A 15,033-nucleotide genomic window follows, 5' to 3' on the forward strand; every position below is an offset into this window, starting at 1 on the left:
GTCCCACCGCTTCCAGCGCATCGTGGTCAGTCGAGGTATTCGACGGAGATCGGTTCGGCTTCGGTTCCCGGCGCGGTCGCGGCGGCCGCGGTGCGGGCGGGCAGCGGACCGCGCGCGGTGAACGAGTCGCGTCCGGAGTAGACCTCGCCCGCCAGGACCGAGCTGAGCTCCGCCATCGAAGGCCGTTGCTCGCGGTCGGTGCTGAGCAGCGCGTCGAGCAGGATTTCGCGGAGCCCCCGGTTGCCGAAGCCGTCGGAGTCGGCCAGGTCGTGGGCGACAGCGGCCCTTTCGGTGCTCCCGGTGAGGACGCGCGCGACGAGCAGCGCCACGCGGAAGCGGTCGGTGGCGTTGTCGGCGTCCGTCGCGGCCGGGGCGAGCGGGTCGTCCCGGCCGTCCCGGCGCGCGTTCGGCACCGCGCCGCGCGCGCACCTGTCGACGTCGAGGACGAGCACCGAGGTGTCCTGACCCCACCGAGCGGTGTCCTCCGACCAGTCCGGGTGGACCAGGTGGTGGCGTTCGAGGATCTCGGCCACCGCCACGAGTTCCCGGCACGCGCCCAGGCGTTGGGCCCGCGTCGCGCGCCCGCCCCGGAGCGGTGCGAGCGGTTCGGGGATCTCCGGGATCACGCACCCGCGAGCCGGGTTCTCGGGAGTCGTGATGCGCGCGACCGGCCAGCAGGTGTGGCGGCGCAGCGTCGCGACGTCCTCCGCCGGAAGGGCTGCGGGCAAGGCGACGAGTTCGTCGAGGCGGTCGGCTTCGGCGCGGTCACCGGGTTCGTCGTAGAGCTTCGCCGACCAGCCGGGCCGGTCCTCGATGAGGTGGCTCGCGCCGTCCCCGGAGCTGAACAGCTCGCCCAACTCGGCCAGCGCCAGCACGGCGGGCATCGGCCGATCGCCGGTCGTCGTCTCAGCCACCCTGCCTCCCCACCTGGTGCGCGACGGCACTGTGACGAGCGGGATCGCCCGGAGCCACCGTCGAGCAGAACGAACCGTAGTGGGACGAGGGGGACGACGAACCCGTTCCGGAACTTTTCGCCCGGTTGGCGCAACCGTTTTCCGGGCGGTGCGGCGCGTTCTCACCCGGTCGTCACAGCCCCGGAACGACCGCGCGACGCTCCACGTGTCGCCGCTCGCTGGACGTCCACGGCTCGTCGACCCGGCGTTCCGGTCCGGGTGCGGTTAGCGTTGGTCAACATGGGTGCTGGGCACGGGCTGGTGGCGGATCTCCTGTCGGTGTGGTGGATCGCGCTGGCCGCGGCGGTGGGGCCGGTGTTCGCGCTCGTCACCCGGCGGGTGGTGCCGGATGTGGTGTGGTTGCTGGTGTTCGGGGCTCTGATCGGGCCGCACGCGCTCGGGTTGGCGAGCGAGACCGACGCCGTGGGGTTCCTGCGCGAGCTCGGGCTGGGGTTGTTGTTCCTGCTGGCCGGGTTCGAGGTCCGGGTCGCCGACATGCACGGGGCGCAGGGCAGGCACGCGGCGCTGACCTGGCTGGTGTGCGCCGTTCTCGGCGTCGGTGCGGGACTGCTGCTGACCGGCGGTCAGGTGCAGGTGGCGGTCGTCATCGCGATCGCCTCGACGTCGACGGCGCTGGGCACGCTGCTTCCGATCTTGAAGGACTCCGGCGCAATGGGCACTCCGCTGGGGCGGGCGATCATGACCCACGGCGCCTACGGCGAGCTGCTGCCCATCGTGGCGATGTCGGTGCTGCTGTCCACGCGCGGGACGTGGCAGGCCGCCGTCGTGCTGCTCGCGTTCGCCGCCGCGGCGGTGATCGTGGTCGCGCTCCCCGCCCGCATCCTGCGCAGGTTGCCGCTGCTCGGCCGAGCCGTCATGGGTGCGTCGAACACGACGATGCAGACCACGTTGCGCATCACCGTTCTCGTGCTGGTGACGTTGATGCTGCTGACGGCCGTGCTCGAACTCGACGTCGCTCTGGGCGCGTTCTCCGCCGGTCTGCTGTCGAACGCGGTGCTGCAGGCGGTCGCCCAGCGCCACGCGGAGGAGATCTCGCACAAGATCGAGATCGTCGGGTTCAGCCTGCTCATCCCGGTGTTCTTCGTGACGAGCGGGATGGCCATCGACATCGCCGCGGTCGCTTCGCAGTGGCCGCTGCTGCTCGGGTTCATCGCGGTGATCCTGCTCGTGCGCGGCCTGCCGGTGTTCCTGCGCGAAGCGTGGACCACGACCCGCTCCGGCATCACCGGCACCCGCGACCAGATGGCGCTCGGCCTCTACGCGGCCACCGGCCTGCCGATCATCGTCGCGGTCACCCAGATCGCCGCGTCCTCCCGGCTCATCACCGGCACAACAGCCTCGGTCATGGTCTGCGCAGGAGCGGTGACGGTCCTCCTCTTCCCCCTCATCGCCACCCACATCTCCCGCAGCAGCCCCACGCCGACGGACCAGGTCAACCCATGACCCCTCACAGCGCGGGGTTGATCATGGTCATTCCTGCGACCGCGGCTTGGTCGAAGGTGGGGAGCAGGGTGGCTGCTTCGGTGAGGCCGATGGTGCGTTCGATGAGGGCTTGCGGGGCGAGGTGGCCCTGGTCGATCAGGGCGAGCATGCCCGGGTAGTCGGTGGCCGGCATGCCGTGGCTGCCGAGGAGGTCGAGTTCCCAGGCGATGACCCGGGACATCGGGATGCGCGGGTGGCCGTCGACCGGTGGGAGGAGGCCGATCTGCACGTGGCGGCCTCGGCGGCGGAGGCTGAAGATCGCATCCGAGCTGGTCCGCTCGCTGCCAACCGCGTCGACGGCGACGTGGGCGCCGCCGGAGGTCAGGTCGTGGACGGCGGCGGGGGTGTCGGTTCCGGCTCCGACGGTGTGGTCGGCGCCGAGGGCGCGGGCGACCGCGAGGGCTCCCGGGTTGCGGTCGATGGCGACGACGTGGGCGCCGAGCGCCTTGGCGATCATGACCGTGCTCAGGCCGACGCCTCCCGCACCGATCACCGCGACCCACTCCCCCTCGGCCAGCCGGGCGCGGCCGACCAGGCCCCGGTAGGCGGTGGCGAAGCGGCAACCGAGTCCGGCCGCGGCCTCGAACCCGACGCCGTCGGGGATGGCGACGAGGTTCGTGTCGGCGGCGTGCAGGGCGACCTCCTCGGCGAACGAGCCCCATGTGGTGAAGCCGGGTTGTTGCTGGTCGGGGCACACCTGGGCGTTGCCGCTGCGGCACCACTCGCAGCGACCGCAGCCGCAGACGAACGGGACCGTCACCCGGTCACCGACCGCGAAGTTCGCCACGCCCGAGCCGACGGCGCTGATCACACCGGCCAGCTCGTGACCGGGCACGTGCGGGAGGGCGATGTCGTCGTGGCCCGCCCAGGCGTGCCAGTCGCTGCGGCACAGGCCAGTCGCGTGCACCCGGACGACGACTCCGCCGTCGGGGGCGGTCGGCTCGGGGACCTCGCGGACCTCCGGCTCGGCACCGATCGCATCGAAGACGACTGCTCGCACTGCTCACTCCCAGGACACCGACGACGTCGGGCGACTGTAACCGCGGACCAGCGGCGCCGAGGTCCCAGGTCGTCACACGGCGGCGGTGCCGATCAGCCCTTCGCGGGTGACGAGCTCGGCGAGCTGCGCCTCGCCGCGGTCCTCGGTGCCGTCGGGGCGGCGCGGGAGGACCATGTAGCGGGTCTCGGCGCTCGAATCCCAAACGGTGATGTTCACGTCCTGGTCGAGGTGCAGGCCGAACTCGGCGAGGACGCCTCGCGGATCGCGGACCACGCCCGAGCGGTAGGCCTCGTACTTGTACCAGCTCGGCGACGGCCCGAGCAGCGCCAGCGGGTAGCAGGAGCACAGGGTGCAGACGATGACGTTGTGGCTGGTGGGAGTGTTCTCGACGACCTTGAGCCGCTGGTCCTGCAGCCCACCTCCCATCGACAGCCCGAGCTCGTGCAGCGCGGAGTTGGCGTCGGCGAGCAGGCGAGCGCGGAACCCGTCGTCGGTCCAGGCGCGCGCCACGACGCGGGCACCGTTGGTCGGGGACGCGTTGTCGAGGAAGTTCGCGACCGCCGAGTCCAGTTCGGCGTCGGTGGTCAGACCGGCTTCGATCAGCCGCTCCTCCAGCCTGCGCACCCGTGCCGCGACGGGCAGGCTCGCGTGATCACCGCTCATGTTTCCTCCGTCAGGTAGGACTCCCACAGGTCGACCGTGACGTCGTGCGCACCGTCGCCCCACAGGTCGCGGGCGGCGAACCGGACCGTGTAGACCGGTTCGACTCGGGAGTCCGGGAGCTGCCGCGCCCGGTCGTCGGGAAGCGGGTAAGCGCCCTGGCACTCGACGACCTCACCCACGCGGCCCCGCACGTACCTCGGAACGCGGGTGTGGTGCGGCGGGTCGACCGGTGCGGCGCGGACCCGGCTGCCGGGGGCGAATCGCGGTTCACTCACGGTCCAGCAGCCCCTTCTCCACCAGCAGCGTTTCGATGCCTGCCAGCCAGCGCTCGTAGTACGAGGAGGTCAGGTAGTCCTGGGGCGGCATCCGCTCGACCGCGTCGCGGAACTCGTCGAGGTTGTAGGCACCGCGCGCCAGCAGAACCCGCTGCAGCGCGAACACGCGCGCCTCCCAGTCCGCGTGGAAGACCGGGGCCTCGTCCACGTCCGGGCCGACCGCACCGAACCCCTGCTGCCCGCCGACGTCGTTGACTCTGCTCACACCCCGACGCTATCCCCGCGAACCGCCTCCCGCACCGGTTCAGCGGCGGATCTGGCCGCGGCGGGTTCGGACCGCTGTGGCGAGGGTCGTGAGGAGGGATTCCGTGGTGGGCCAGTTGAGGCAGGGGTCGGTGATGCTCTGGCCGTAGGTGAGGTCGTGGGCTCGGCCGAGGACGAGGTCCTGGCGACCCTCGGTCAGGAAGCTCTCCAGCATCAGGCCGACGAGACCGGGTTCGCCGTCGGCGATCCGATCCGCGAGCTCGGTGGCGACCTCGGCTTGGCGGTGGTGGTCCTTGCCGCTGTTGCCGTGGCTGCAATCCACCAGGACGCGTTCCGGCAGGTCGGCTTTGCGCAGGCGGGCGAGGGTGTCGGCGACCGCGTCCGGGTCGTGGTTGGGGCCGGTGGTGCTGCCGCGGAGGATGACGTGGCAGTCGTCGTTGCCGGTGGTCGTGAGCAGGGCCGCGACGCCGTCGGGGGTGATGCCGGTGAACACGTGGCTCGCCGCGGCCGCGCGGGTGGCGTCGACGGCGACCTGCACGTCGCCTTCGGTGGAGTTCTTGATGCCGACCGGCATCGACAGGGCGCTGCAGAGCTGGCGGTGCACCTGGCTGGCGGCGGTTCGTGCGCCGACGGAGCCCCAGCTGACCGCGTCGGCGATGAACTGCGGCAGGATCGGGTCGAGGAACTCGCAGCCCACCGGCAGGCCGAGGGCACCGATGTCCAGGAGCAGCTTGCGGGCGGTGCGCAGGCCCTTGTTGACGGCGAAGCTGCCGTCCAGGTCCGGGTCGTTGATCAGGCCCTTCCAGCCCAGCGCGGTGCGCGGCTTCTCGAAGTAGACGCGCATCACGACGTGCACCTCGTCGCGGATCTCGTCGGCCTTGCGCGCGAGCCTCCGGGCGTAGTCCAGGGCGACCTCGGGGTCGTGGACCGAGCAGGGGCCGACCACCACCAGCACGCGGTCGTCCCGGCCCGCCAGGACGTCGGCGGTGGCGGCGCGGCCGTGCGCGACGGTCTTGGCCACGTCCGGCGGCATCGGGTGCTCGTGGCGCAGCAGCGCGGGTGAGATCAGCGGGTTCACGGCGGTGACCCGCTGATCGTCCAGATCCGGGGTGATGTCCGCAGGCCCTGCGGTCAAAGTCATGGCGGGGAGTCCTTTCGGTGACCGGCCCGCCGCAGCGTTCTCGGGCCGGTCTCTCTCGATCCGGCGCGAGGTGGGACGTCAGCGTGCGGCGAGCGAAGCTCCGCAGGCCGGCTCGTCTCGGGGTGACCGGCCGAACCACAACGACAGCCGCGTTGCTACCGCTCCAGGACCGTAGCACCCGTCGCAACCGGCGGATTCGCGTCGACGACAAGCCTTGCGCCTCTTCAGTTGTCGTTCACGAACCACCGAACTGGGAATCCACACAGGACTCGTGGGACTCGTTCGCGCAGCGCACGGAACCGCCGGAGAGCATCCACAACGCGCGGACGCCTTCCCGGGCGGGCGGCGTTCACAGGGGCGGTGTTGATCTCCAGCGAGAATCCGGCATTTCCCTAGTTGTTCCGGACTTAGGGTGCTGACGTGCTTCGCGCCAGATCCGGCACGGGCGATGCGGAACGCCCGTGCGCCCGTGGAGCAATCGACCATTGTGGACAGGTCTCGACCGGCGCTCCGGCGCCCGGGCGTCGCCTTCCGCACGCGGGTACTCGGGAGGCTCGACCGATGTTCAGCCGTGTCGCCATCGTCAACCGCGGAGAGGCCGCGATGCGGCTCATCCACGCCGTCCGGGATCTCTCCTCCGAGCTCGGCAGACGCGTCGAGACGGTCGCGCTGCACACCGACGCCGACCGCGACGCCACCTTCGTCCGCGAAGCCGACCTGGCGATCCCGCTGGGCCCGGCCTCGGCCCGGCCCTACCTCGACCACGCCGCCCTGGAGCGCGCGCTTGTCGACTCCGGCGCGGACGCGGCGTGGGTGGGCTGGGGCTTCGTCGCCGAGGACCCGGCGTTCGCCGAGCTCTGCGACAAGCTGGGCGTGACCTTCATCGGCCCCAGCGCCGAGGCGATGCGCAAGCTCGGCGACAAGATCGGCGCCAAGCTCCTCGCCGAGGAGGTCGGCGTGCCGGTGGCGCCGTGGAGCCGCGGCGAGGTCGCCGACCTCGACTCCGCGATCCGCAGCGCCGGTGAGATCGGCTACCCGCTGATGCTCAAGGCCACCGCCGGTGGTGGCGGGCGCGGCATCCGCGTGATCCACGACGAGGCCGAGCTGACCGAGGCCTACGAGCGCACCCGGTTGGAGGCCGAGCGGGCCTTCGGTTCCGGCGCGGTGTTCCTGGAACGCCTGGTCACCGGGGCCCGGCACGTCGAGGTGCAGGTCATCGCCGACGGCCAGGGCACCGCCTGGGCTTTGGGCGTGCGGGACTGCTCGGTGCAGCGCCGCAACCAGAAGATCATCGAGGAATCCGCCTCGCCGGTGCTGGAGCCGGAGCAGGTCGCCGACCTGAAGGCATCCGCCGAGCGGCTGGCCGTCGCCGTCGACTACCGCGGCGCCTGCACCGTCGAGTTCCTCTACCACCCGGGCGAGCGGCTGTTCGCGTTCCTCGAGGTCAACACCCGCCTGCAGGTCGAGCACCCGATCACCGAGGCCACCACCGGCGTCGACCTGGTGCGGCTGCAGCTGCACGTGGCCGGTGGCGGCCCGCTGGAAGGGGCCCGGCCCGGAGAGGTGGGGCACGCCGTGGAGGCGCGGCTCAACGCCGAGGACCCGGACCGCGACTTCGCGCCCGCACCGGGCCGCATCGCCCGGCTCGTGCTGCCCGCCGGCCCCGGCATCCGCGTCGACACCGGCGTCGGCGAGGGCGACACCATCCCGCCCGACTTCGACTCCATGATCGCCAAGATCATCGCCGTCGGGGCGGACCGCGCCCAGGCGCTGGCCCGGCTGCGCCGTGCGATGGCCGAGACGACGGTGGTCATCGAGGGCGGCGCCACCAACAAGAGCTTCGTGCTCGACCTGCTCGACCGCCCCGAGGTCATCGACGGCTCCGCCGACACCGGCTGGATCGACCGCGTCCGCGCCGAAGGCGACCTGGTCACCCACCGGCACTCGGCGATCGCCCTGGCCGCGGCCGCCATCGACGCCTACGGCGACGCCGAGGCCGAGGCCCGCGAGCGGCTGCTGGCGACCGCGCGCGGCGGATATCCGCAGGTCCGGCACGACGCCGGGGCACCGCTGGCGCTGAAGCTGCGCGGCGTGGGCTACCGGGTGAGCGTGTCCCGGATCGGGGCGCAGCGCTTCCGCGTGGGCATCAGCGGCGGCGGTGAGACGCAGCCCGCCGACGTCGAGATCGAGCGGTTCGACGCCCACAGCGGACGGATCTCGGTCAACGGGCGCGGTTTCCGGTTCGTCTCGGCCACCCGCGGCCCCACCCACCTCGTCGAGATCGACGGGGTCGCGCACCGGATCAGCCGCGACGAGGGCGGCGTGGTGCGCTCCCCCGCCCCGGCCCTGGTGGTGGCCACTCCGCTGGCGGTCGGCGACGAGGTCGAGGCCGGAGCGCCCGTGCTGGTGCTGGAGAGCATGAAGATGGAGACGGTGCTGCGCGCACCGTTCCGCGCCCGCGTGCGCGAATGCCCCGCGGCCGTGGGCAACCAGGTCGAGACCGGCGCGCCGCTGCTGCGGCTGGAGCCGCTGGCCGACGACGCCGAACCCACCGAGAAGACCGCCGAAACCGTCGAGATCGACCTCCCCGCGCGGCCCGAGGCGGACTCCGCGGCCCAGCGGGTCGAGCGCGGCCTGCGCGAGCTCCGGGACCTGCTGCTCGGGTTCGACGCCGACGACCGGCGCGGACTGCTCACCGACTACCTGACCGCGCGCGCCGAGCTGGGCGCCCGTCCGTGCTCGGGCGAACTGGATCTGCTGGCCGTGTTCGCCGACCTGGCCGAACTCGCGCGCGACAAGCCCCGCGACGAAGCCGGCCCCGCCGGCGCGCACAGCCCGCGCGAGCACTTCCACCGCTACCTGCAGAGCCTCGACCCCGACCGATCCGGTGCGAGCGCGGGTTTCCGGGCCGTGCTGAGCGGCGTGCTCGCGCATCACGGCGTGACCGATCCGGTGCGCACGCCGGAGCTGGAGGCAGCGGTCTTCCGGACGTTCCTGGCGCTGCAGCGCATTCCCGACGACGTCGTGGTGGCTTCCGAGCTGCTGACCCGGTTCCTCGGCGCGCCCCCGCCGGACGAGTCGCTGCGGGAACGCGCAGAACTCCTGCTGGAACGCCTCGTCGAGGCCACCCGGACGCGGTTCCCCGAGGTGGCGGACCTGGCGCGCGACGTGCTGCAGCGGTGGTTCTCCCGGCAACTCCCCCGCCTCGCCCGCGACCCGATCTCCGGCGAGCACGTGGACGCGGGCGAACCGGAGCAGCCCCTCGACGACTACCGAAAGAAGGTGCTGCGGGCCGCGCGGCGCGGCACCGTCTACCCCTACGAGCTGATCGGCCTGCTCGCCGGAGCCGACGGGACGTTCGTCGAGCACGACCTGCACGACGGCGCGCTGGTACCGGTGGAGCGGCCGAAGGGCGGCAACGACGCGGGACTCGTCGTCGGCGTCGCCAGCACGCCGACGACGCTGCACCCCGATGGCGTGAAACGCGTTGTGCTGCTGGGTGATCCGACCCGCTCGCTAGGTGCGCTCGCCGAGCCGGAGTGCGCGCGCGTGGTCGCCGCGATCGACCTGGCCGAGGAGCTGGGCGTGCCGCTGGAGTGGTTCGCGCTGTCGGCCGGGGCCCGGATCTCCATGTCGTCGGGCACCGAGACGATGGACTGGATCTCGGTGGTGCTCAAGCGCATCATCACCTTCACCCAGGGCGGCGGTGAGATCAACGTCGTCGTGGCCGGGATCAACGTGGGCGCTCAGCCGTACTGGAACGCCGAGGCCACGATGTTGATGCACACCAAGGGGATCCTGGTGATGACGCCGGATTCGGCGATGGTGCTCACCGGCAAGCAGTCCTTGGACTTCTCCGGTGGTGTTTCGGCCGAGGACAACTTCGGCATCGGCGGCTACGACCGCGTGATGGGGCCGAACGGGCAGGCGCAGTACTGGGCGCCGCACCTCACCGGTGCCCGGGACGTCCTGATGGCGCACTACGAGCACACCTACGTCGCCCCCGGCGAGACCGCGCCGCGCAGCGCGGGCACCAGCGACCCCGTCGATCGCGACATCTGCGACTTCCCGCACGAGATCGACGGCAGCGACTTCACCCGGGTCGGCCAGATCTTCTCGCCCGAGCACAACCCCGACCGCAAGAAGCCCTTCGACATCCGCACCGTGATGCGCGCCGTGTCCGACCAGGACCACGACGTGCTGGAGCGCTGGGCCGGGATGGCCGACGCCGACACCGCCGTCGTGCAGGACGCGCACGTCGGCGGCCACCCGGTGTGCCTGCTGGGCATCGAGTCCCGCTCGGTGCCGCGACGCGGATTCCTGCCCACCGACGGGCCCGACGCCTACACCGCGGGCACCCTGTTCCCGCTGTCGTCGAAGAAGACCGCCCGGGCCATCAACGCGGCCAGCGGGAACCGGCCGCTGGTGGTGCTGGCGAACCTGTCCGGGTTCGACGGCTCGCCGGAGTCGATGCGCAAGCTCCAGCTGGAGTACGGCGCCGAGATCGGCCGCGCCATCGTCAACTTCGACGGCCCCATCGTGTTCTGCGTGATCTCCCGCTACCACGGCGGCGCGTTCGTCGTCTTCTCCAAGGCGTTGAACCCCAACATGACCGTCCTGGCCGTGGAGGGCTCCTACGCCTCGGTCATCGGCGGCGCCCCGGCAGCGGCCGTGGTCTTCGCCCGGGACGTGCACGACCGCACCACCGGCGACCCCCGCGTCGCCAAGCTGCAGGACCAGCTCGCGAACGCCGACGACGCCGAGCGGGACGCGCTCACCGCCCAGCTCGCCGACGTCCGGTCCGCGGTGCGGGCGGAGAAGCTCGGCGAGGTCGCCGCCGAGTTCGACCGGATCCACAGCATCCAGCGCGCGGTCGAGATGGGCTCGGTGGACTCGATCATCAGCCCCGCCGAACTGCGGTCGCGCATCATCGCGGCCGTCGAGCGCGGCGAACTGACCTCGACCCTGGAGCGACTTCACCCATGACACAGCAGATCAGCGACCTCCCCGCTTCCGCTTTCGTGCCGCTGGACGAACTCGACGAGCTCAGCGGCGTGCTCGGCGTCATCAACTACACCTCCGGCGCGGGCGATCCGGACATCTCGCCCGGGCACCTGCGGTTCGACCTGCACATGGCCCACGACACCGCCGAGGGCTTCGCCGAGGTGTGGACGACCGACCGGCCCGTGGAAACCGGGGAATCCGGCGGGATCGGCTACGCCCACGACGGCGAGCACCTGCTCTGCGCCGGTCGAGTCCCGCCGTCCGAGCGCTACGCCGAGGCCACCCGCGCCGCCTACACCGCGATGCTGGAGCTGATGGAGTCCCTCGGCTACCGGCGCTGCGCTCGGATGTGGAACTTCGTCAACGACATCAACGCCGACAACGCCGACGGCCTGGAGGTCTACCGGGACTTCTGCCTTGGCCGGGCCGAGGCGTTCGAGGCGCGCGACTTCAGCGACACCTCGGTCCCGGCCGCGACCGGCATCGGCTCGCTGGGCGGCGGGATCTCCTTCTACGTGCTGGCCTCGCGCACCAACGCGCTGACGCCGATCGAGAACTCCAAGCAGGTCTCGGCGTACAACTACCCCGAGCGGTACGGGCCCCGGCCGCCGAAGTTCGCGCGCGCCACCTACCTCAGCGCCACCGAGGACCGGGCGGCCGGGCAGCTCTACGTCTCCGGCACCTCCAGCATCCGCGGGCACGAGACGCTGTTCGCCGGTGACGTGGAGAAGCAGACGCTGCTGGCGCTGGAGAACATCGCCCACCTCGTCGGCTCGGAAACCGCCGCGGACTACCGGATCGAGCAGCACAACACGCTCGCCGACCTCGACACCATCAAGGTCTACGTCCGCCACCGCGAGGACATCCCGGCCGTGCGGCGGATCTGCGAGGAGCACTTCTCCCCCGACGCCCAGGTCGCCTACCTCAACGTCGACGTCTGCCGAGCCGACCTCTCCGTGGAGCTGGAAGGAATCGTCCACGCACCCCGGAACGAGCCGTGATCCCCCACCCGACACCGAGAGGTTTCCCATGAGCTCGACCCAACGGCCGATCCTGTTCGTCAGCCTCCCCGAGGCCGGCCTGCTCAACCCGCTGCTGGTGCTCGTCGAGGAGCTGTCGCGCCGGGGCGTGCCCGACCTGTGGTTCGTCGCCGACGAGAAGGCGCGCGCCGGTGTGGAGGCGGCCGAGGTCGGGTCACCGATCGAGTTCCTCTCCCTCGGTGACGTGACGCCGGAGATGTCGTCGGTGACCTGGCCCGACGAGGTCTACCGCCGGGTCACCCAGTCCTCGCGGTTCAAGGCCCACCGCGCCGTCATCGAGCAGACCCACCGGCCCGAGCAGCGGGTGCCGAAGTACCGGGCGCTGGAAGAGGCCGTGGCGAAGGTCCAGCCGGCGCTGATGGTCATCGACTGCATGTGCCAGTTCGGGCACGAGCTGGCCATCACCGAGAAGATCCCGTTCGTGCTCAGCGACACCTTCGTGCCCAGCTACCTCTACACCTCGGCCGTGCCGATCGGGAAGTCCTACACGCCACCGGACTTCCCCGCGCCGAACTCCGGTCTGCCGCTGAAGATGAACGTGCGCCAGCGGCTCGCGAACCGGCTGTTCCGCTGGCGCACGCTGAGCCTGGCGTTCTCCTCGATGATGAAGGAGCGCAACGCCCGCGACGCCGAGGTCCGCGCCGAGCTCGGCATCGACCCGGCCGCCTACGGCCAGTTCACGCGCGTCGAGGCCGCCGAGATGGTGCTGTGCTACGCGGTCCCGGAGATGGACTACCCGTTCGAGCTCCCCGACGGCCTGCGCACCGTGGGCGCGATGGTGCCGCCGCTGCCGCAGGCGCCCGCCGACGAGCTCACCCGGTGGCTGGACGAGCGGAAGTCCGTGATCTACACCGGTTTCGGCACGATCACCCGGCTCACCGCCGGGCAGGTCCGGTCGTTCGTCAGGTCGTCCGGCGGCTGGAGGGGCAGCACGACGTGCTGTGGAAGCTGCCCGAGGACCAGCAGGAGTGGCTCCCCGAGGAGCTGCCCGCCAACCTGCGCATCGAGTCGTGGGTGCCGTCGCAGCTGGACGTGCTCGCGCACCCGAACGTGACGCTGTTCTTCACCCACGGCGGCGGCAACGCCTACACCGAGGGCGTGCACTTCGGCAAGCCGATGGTGATGCGGCCGCTGTGGGTCGACTGCTACGACCAGGCGGTGCGCGGCCACGACGTCGGCGTCAGCCTCACCCTCGACAAGCCGCGCGACATGGACCCCGACGACGTCCTGGACAAGCTCACCCGGGTGCTCGGCGACCCGTCGTTCCGGCAGCGCGCCGAAGAGCTCTCCGCGCTCCAGCGCACCGCCGGGGGCCGCACCACCGCGGCCGACCTGATCCTCGATCTGCCCGCGCTCGCAGGGAAGTGAACCGCGTGACCAACACCGAAGAGCAGCCCGTCCCGTTCATGCTGCGCAGGCCGGGCGTGTCGTTCCCGCCGCCCGAGTACGCCGAGTTCCGGCAGCGGCAGGGCCTGATCCGCGCGGCGCTGCCCACCGGCGACACGGTGTGGCTGGTGACCCGGCACGAGGACGTGCGGGAGGTCCTCACCGATCCGCGGATCAGCTCGAACCCGGCGCACGAGGGCTTCCCCGCGCCCGGCCGCACCGGCGGGGTGCCGGCCGCCAGCGAGATCCCCGGCTGGTTCGTGGCGCTCGACCCCCCGGACCACGGCAAATTCCGCAAGCAGCTGCTGCCCGAGTTCACCGTGCGCCGCATCCGGGCGCTGCGGCCGGCGATCGAGTCCATCGTGGACGAGTCGATCGACGCGATGCTGGCCCGCGGCAACAGCGCCGACCTCGTCGAGGACTTCTCGCTGTCGGTGCCGTCGCTGGTCATCTCGGCGCTGCTGGGCGTGCCGAAGGTCGATCGCGCGTTCTTCGAGGCCAAGACCAAGATCCTGGTGACGATCAACTCGACCGACGAGCAGCGCGACGAGGCCAGCAAGCAGATCCTGCGCTACCTCAACCGGCTCATCGCGATCAAGCGGAAGCGCCCCGGCGACGACCTGCTCAGCAAGCTCAGCGCGAGCGACGGCATGTCCGTGCAGGAGCTCTCCGGCGTGGCGATGCTGCTGCTCATCGCCGGGCACGAGACCACCGCGAACAACATCTCGCTGGGCGTGCTGACGCTGCTCTCGCACCCGGAGTGGATCAACGATCCGCGGGTCGTCGAGGAGCTGCTGCGCTACTACTCGGTCGCCGACATGGTGGCGCTGCGGGTCGCCACCGACGACGTCGAGATCGGCGGGCAGCTGATCAAGGCGGGCGAGGGCGTGGTGCCGCTGGTCGCCGGCGCCAACCACGACTCGGCGGTCTTCGAACGGCCCGACGAGTTCGACCCCACTCGCTCCGCGCAGGGCCACGTCGCGTTCGGCTACGGCGTGCACCAGTGCCTCGGGCAGAACCTCGTCCGGCTGGAGATGGAGGTCGCCTACTCCAAGCTGTTCGAGCGCATCCCGACGCTGGAAGTGGCCGTGCCGATGTCGGAACTGCCGTTCAAGTACGACGGGATCCTCTTCGGGCTGCACGCGCTGCCCGTGCGCTGGTGACCCGATCCCCTCCCGCTCCCGAAAGGTGAAACAAGCATGACCCAGATCGTCGTGGACACCGAGAAGTGCGTCGGCGCGGCGCAGTGCGTGCTCTCGGCCCCGGACCTGTTCGACCAGGACGACGACGGCTTCGTCCTCGTCCTGGAGGAGAACCCGGCGGGCGAGCTCGCCCGATCGGCCACCACGGCCGCCACCCTCTGCCCCTCCCAAGCCATCACGGTCCAGGACTGACCCCGGGACCGGACCACGAGCCCGATCCCGGCCAGCACGCAAGACCCGACCTCAGTCCGCAAGGCCACGCCGCGAGGTCCCGGGTGACGCGATCTCAATGGAAATCCGGTCCCCGACTTCAATGGAAATCAGGAGTCCGACTTCCATTGAAATCGCGTCACCCCTGGCGATGAGCTCCTGGCCGGAGAGGTGCTCACCGGAGCGTCGCCGGCGCGCGACGCTCGTCCCCTGCCGGTCACGAGCACCCGAGGCGACCAGGCCCGAAGATGCCCCGCACCACACCAGGTGCGGGGCATCCTGCTGTGCGCACCGCCCCACCCAATCCGGAGCCGTCAACTGCGTGATTCCGGTCCGAGTGCCCGGACTCGCGTCGTGCGGAGCGAGGCAGGGGACAGTTTTAGCCATAATTG

The 15,033-nt window shown here is 71.4% G+C and carries 13 protein-coding genes; 7 read left to right on the top strand and 6 right to left on the bottom strand.

Annotation, left to right across the window (positions count from 1 at the left end; genetic code table 11):
* Positions 1-26: 26 nt before the first annotated feature.
* Positions 27-914 carry a hypothetical protein gene (locus REH65_RS08380; protein WP_406691993.1) on the bottom strand — a complete coding sequence of 296 codons (888 nt, stop codon included), beginning with the start codon at positions 912-914 and terminating at the stop codon, positions 27-29.
* A gap of 279 nt (positions 915-1,193) precedes the next feature.
* On the opposite strand from REH65_RS08380, the gene REH65_RS08385 reads away from it, so the two are divergent.
* On the top strand, positions 1,194-2,417 hold the full coding sequence (locus tag REH65_RS08385; RefSeq protein ID WP_406691994.1) for a cation:proton antiporter: 1,224 nt from the start codon (positions 1,194-1,196) through the stop codon (positions 2,415-2,417).
* A gap of 4 nt (positions 2,418-2,421) precedes the next feature.
* Here REH65_RS08385 and REH65_RS08390 read toward each other — a convergent pair whose 3' ends face one another.
* From REH65_RS08390 to REH65_RS08410, 5 genes are all read right to left on the bottom strand, one after another.
* The gene (locus REH65_RS08390; protein WP_406691995.1) at positions 2,422-3,456 is read right to left on the bottom strand and encodes a zinc-dependent alcohol dehydrogenase family protein; all 1,035 of its coding nucleotides are present in this window, start codon (positions 3,454-3,456) and stop codon (positions 2,422-2,424) included.
* A 72-nt stretch (positions 3,457-3,528) separates the two neighbouring features.
* Positions 3,529-4,119, bottom strand: coding sequence for a nitrile hydratase subunit alpha (locus REH65_RS08395; RefSeq protein WP_406691996.1), 591 nt, complete (start codon positions 4,117-4,119; stop codon positions 3,529-3,531).
* On the bottom strand, positions 4,116-4,394 hold the full coding sequence (locus REH65_RS08400) for an SH3-like domain-containing protein (RefSeq protein WP_406691997.1): 279 nt from the start codon (positions 4,392-4,394) through the stop codon (positions 4,116-4,118). The genes REH65_RS08395 and REH65_RS08400 overlap by 4 nt, the downstream gene beginning before the upstream one ends.
* Positions 4,387-4,659, bottom strand: a complete 273-nt coding sequence (locus REH65_RS08405) for a hypothetical protein (protein WP_406691998.1) — start codon at positions 4,657-4,659, stop codon at positions 4,387-4,389. The genes REH65_RS08400 and REH65_RS08405 overlap by 8 nt, the downstream gene beginning before the upstream one ends.
* Before the next feature lie 39 nt (positions 4,660-4,698).
* Entirely contained in the window at positions 4,699-5,799 is a 1,101-nt protein-coding gene (locus tag REH65_RS08410) for a 3-deoxy-7-phosphoheptulonate synthase (RefSeq protein ID WP_406691999.1), read from the bottom strand.
* 561 nt (positions 5,800-6,360) lie between these two features.
* Between REH65_RS08410 and REH65_RS08415 the strand changes: the two genes are divergently transcribed.
* The 6 genes from REH65_RS08415 to REH65_RS08440 are packed head-to-tail and all read left to right on the top strand — an operon-like array spanning position 6,361 to position 14,623.
* Entirely contained in the window at positions 6,361-10,785 is a 4,425-nt protein-coding gene (locus REH65_RS08415; protein ID WP_406692000.1) for a carboxyl transferase domain-containing protein, read from the top strand.
* Complete coding sequence (locus REH65_RS08420) at positions 10,782-11,804, top strand: FkbO/Hyg5 family chorismatase (RefSeq protein ID WP_406692001.1); 1,023 nt, start codon at positions 10,782-10,784, stop codon at positions 11,802-11,804. The genes REH65_RS08415 and REH65_RS08420 overlap by 4 nt, the downstream gene beginning before the upstream one ends.
* Positions 11,805-11,832: 28 nt before the next feature.
* Positions 11,833-12,897 carry a hypothetical protein gene (locus REH65_RS08425; protein WP_406692002.1) on the top strand — a complete coding sequence of 355 codons (1,065 nt, stop codon included), beginning with the start codon at positions 11,833-11,835 and terminating at the stop codon, positions 12,895-12,897.
* Positions 12,780-13,211 carry a glycosyltransferase gene (locus REH65_RS08430; protein WP_406692003.1) on the top strand — a complete coding sequence of 144 codons (432 nt, stop codon included), beginning with the start codon at positions 12,780-12,782 and terminating at the stop codon, positions 13,209-13,211. Before REH65_RS08425 ends, REH65_RS08430 begins: the two co-directional genes overlap by 118 nt.
* Before the next feature lie 5 nt (positions 13,212-13,216).
* Positions 13,217-14,392, top strand: a complete 1,176-nt coding sequence (locus tag REH65_RS08435; RefSeq protein WP_406692004.1) for a cytochrome P450 — start codon at positions 13,217-13,219, stop codon at positions 14,390-14,392.
* Positions 14,393-14,428: 36 nt separating this feature from the next.
* Positions 14,429-14,623: a ferredoxin gene (locus REH65_RS08440; protein WP_281458569.1), complete on the top strand. Its 195-nt coding sequence runs from the start codon at positions 14,429-14,431 to the stop codon at positions 14,621-14,623.
* The last annotated feature ends 410 nt before the right edge of the window (positions 14,624-15,033 follow it).

Source organism: Saccharopolyspora sp. ID03-671 (genome assembly GCF_045278815.1).
Lineage (GTDB): Bacteria > Actinomycetota > Actinomycetes > Mycobacteriales > Pseudonocardiaceae > Saccharopolyspora > Saccharopolyspora ipomoeae.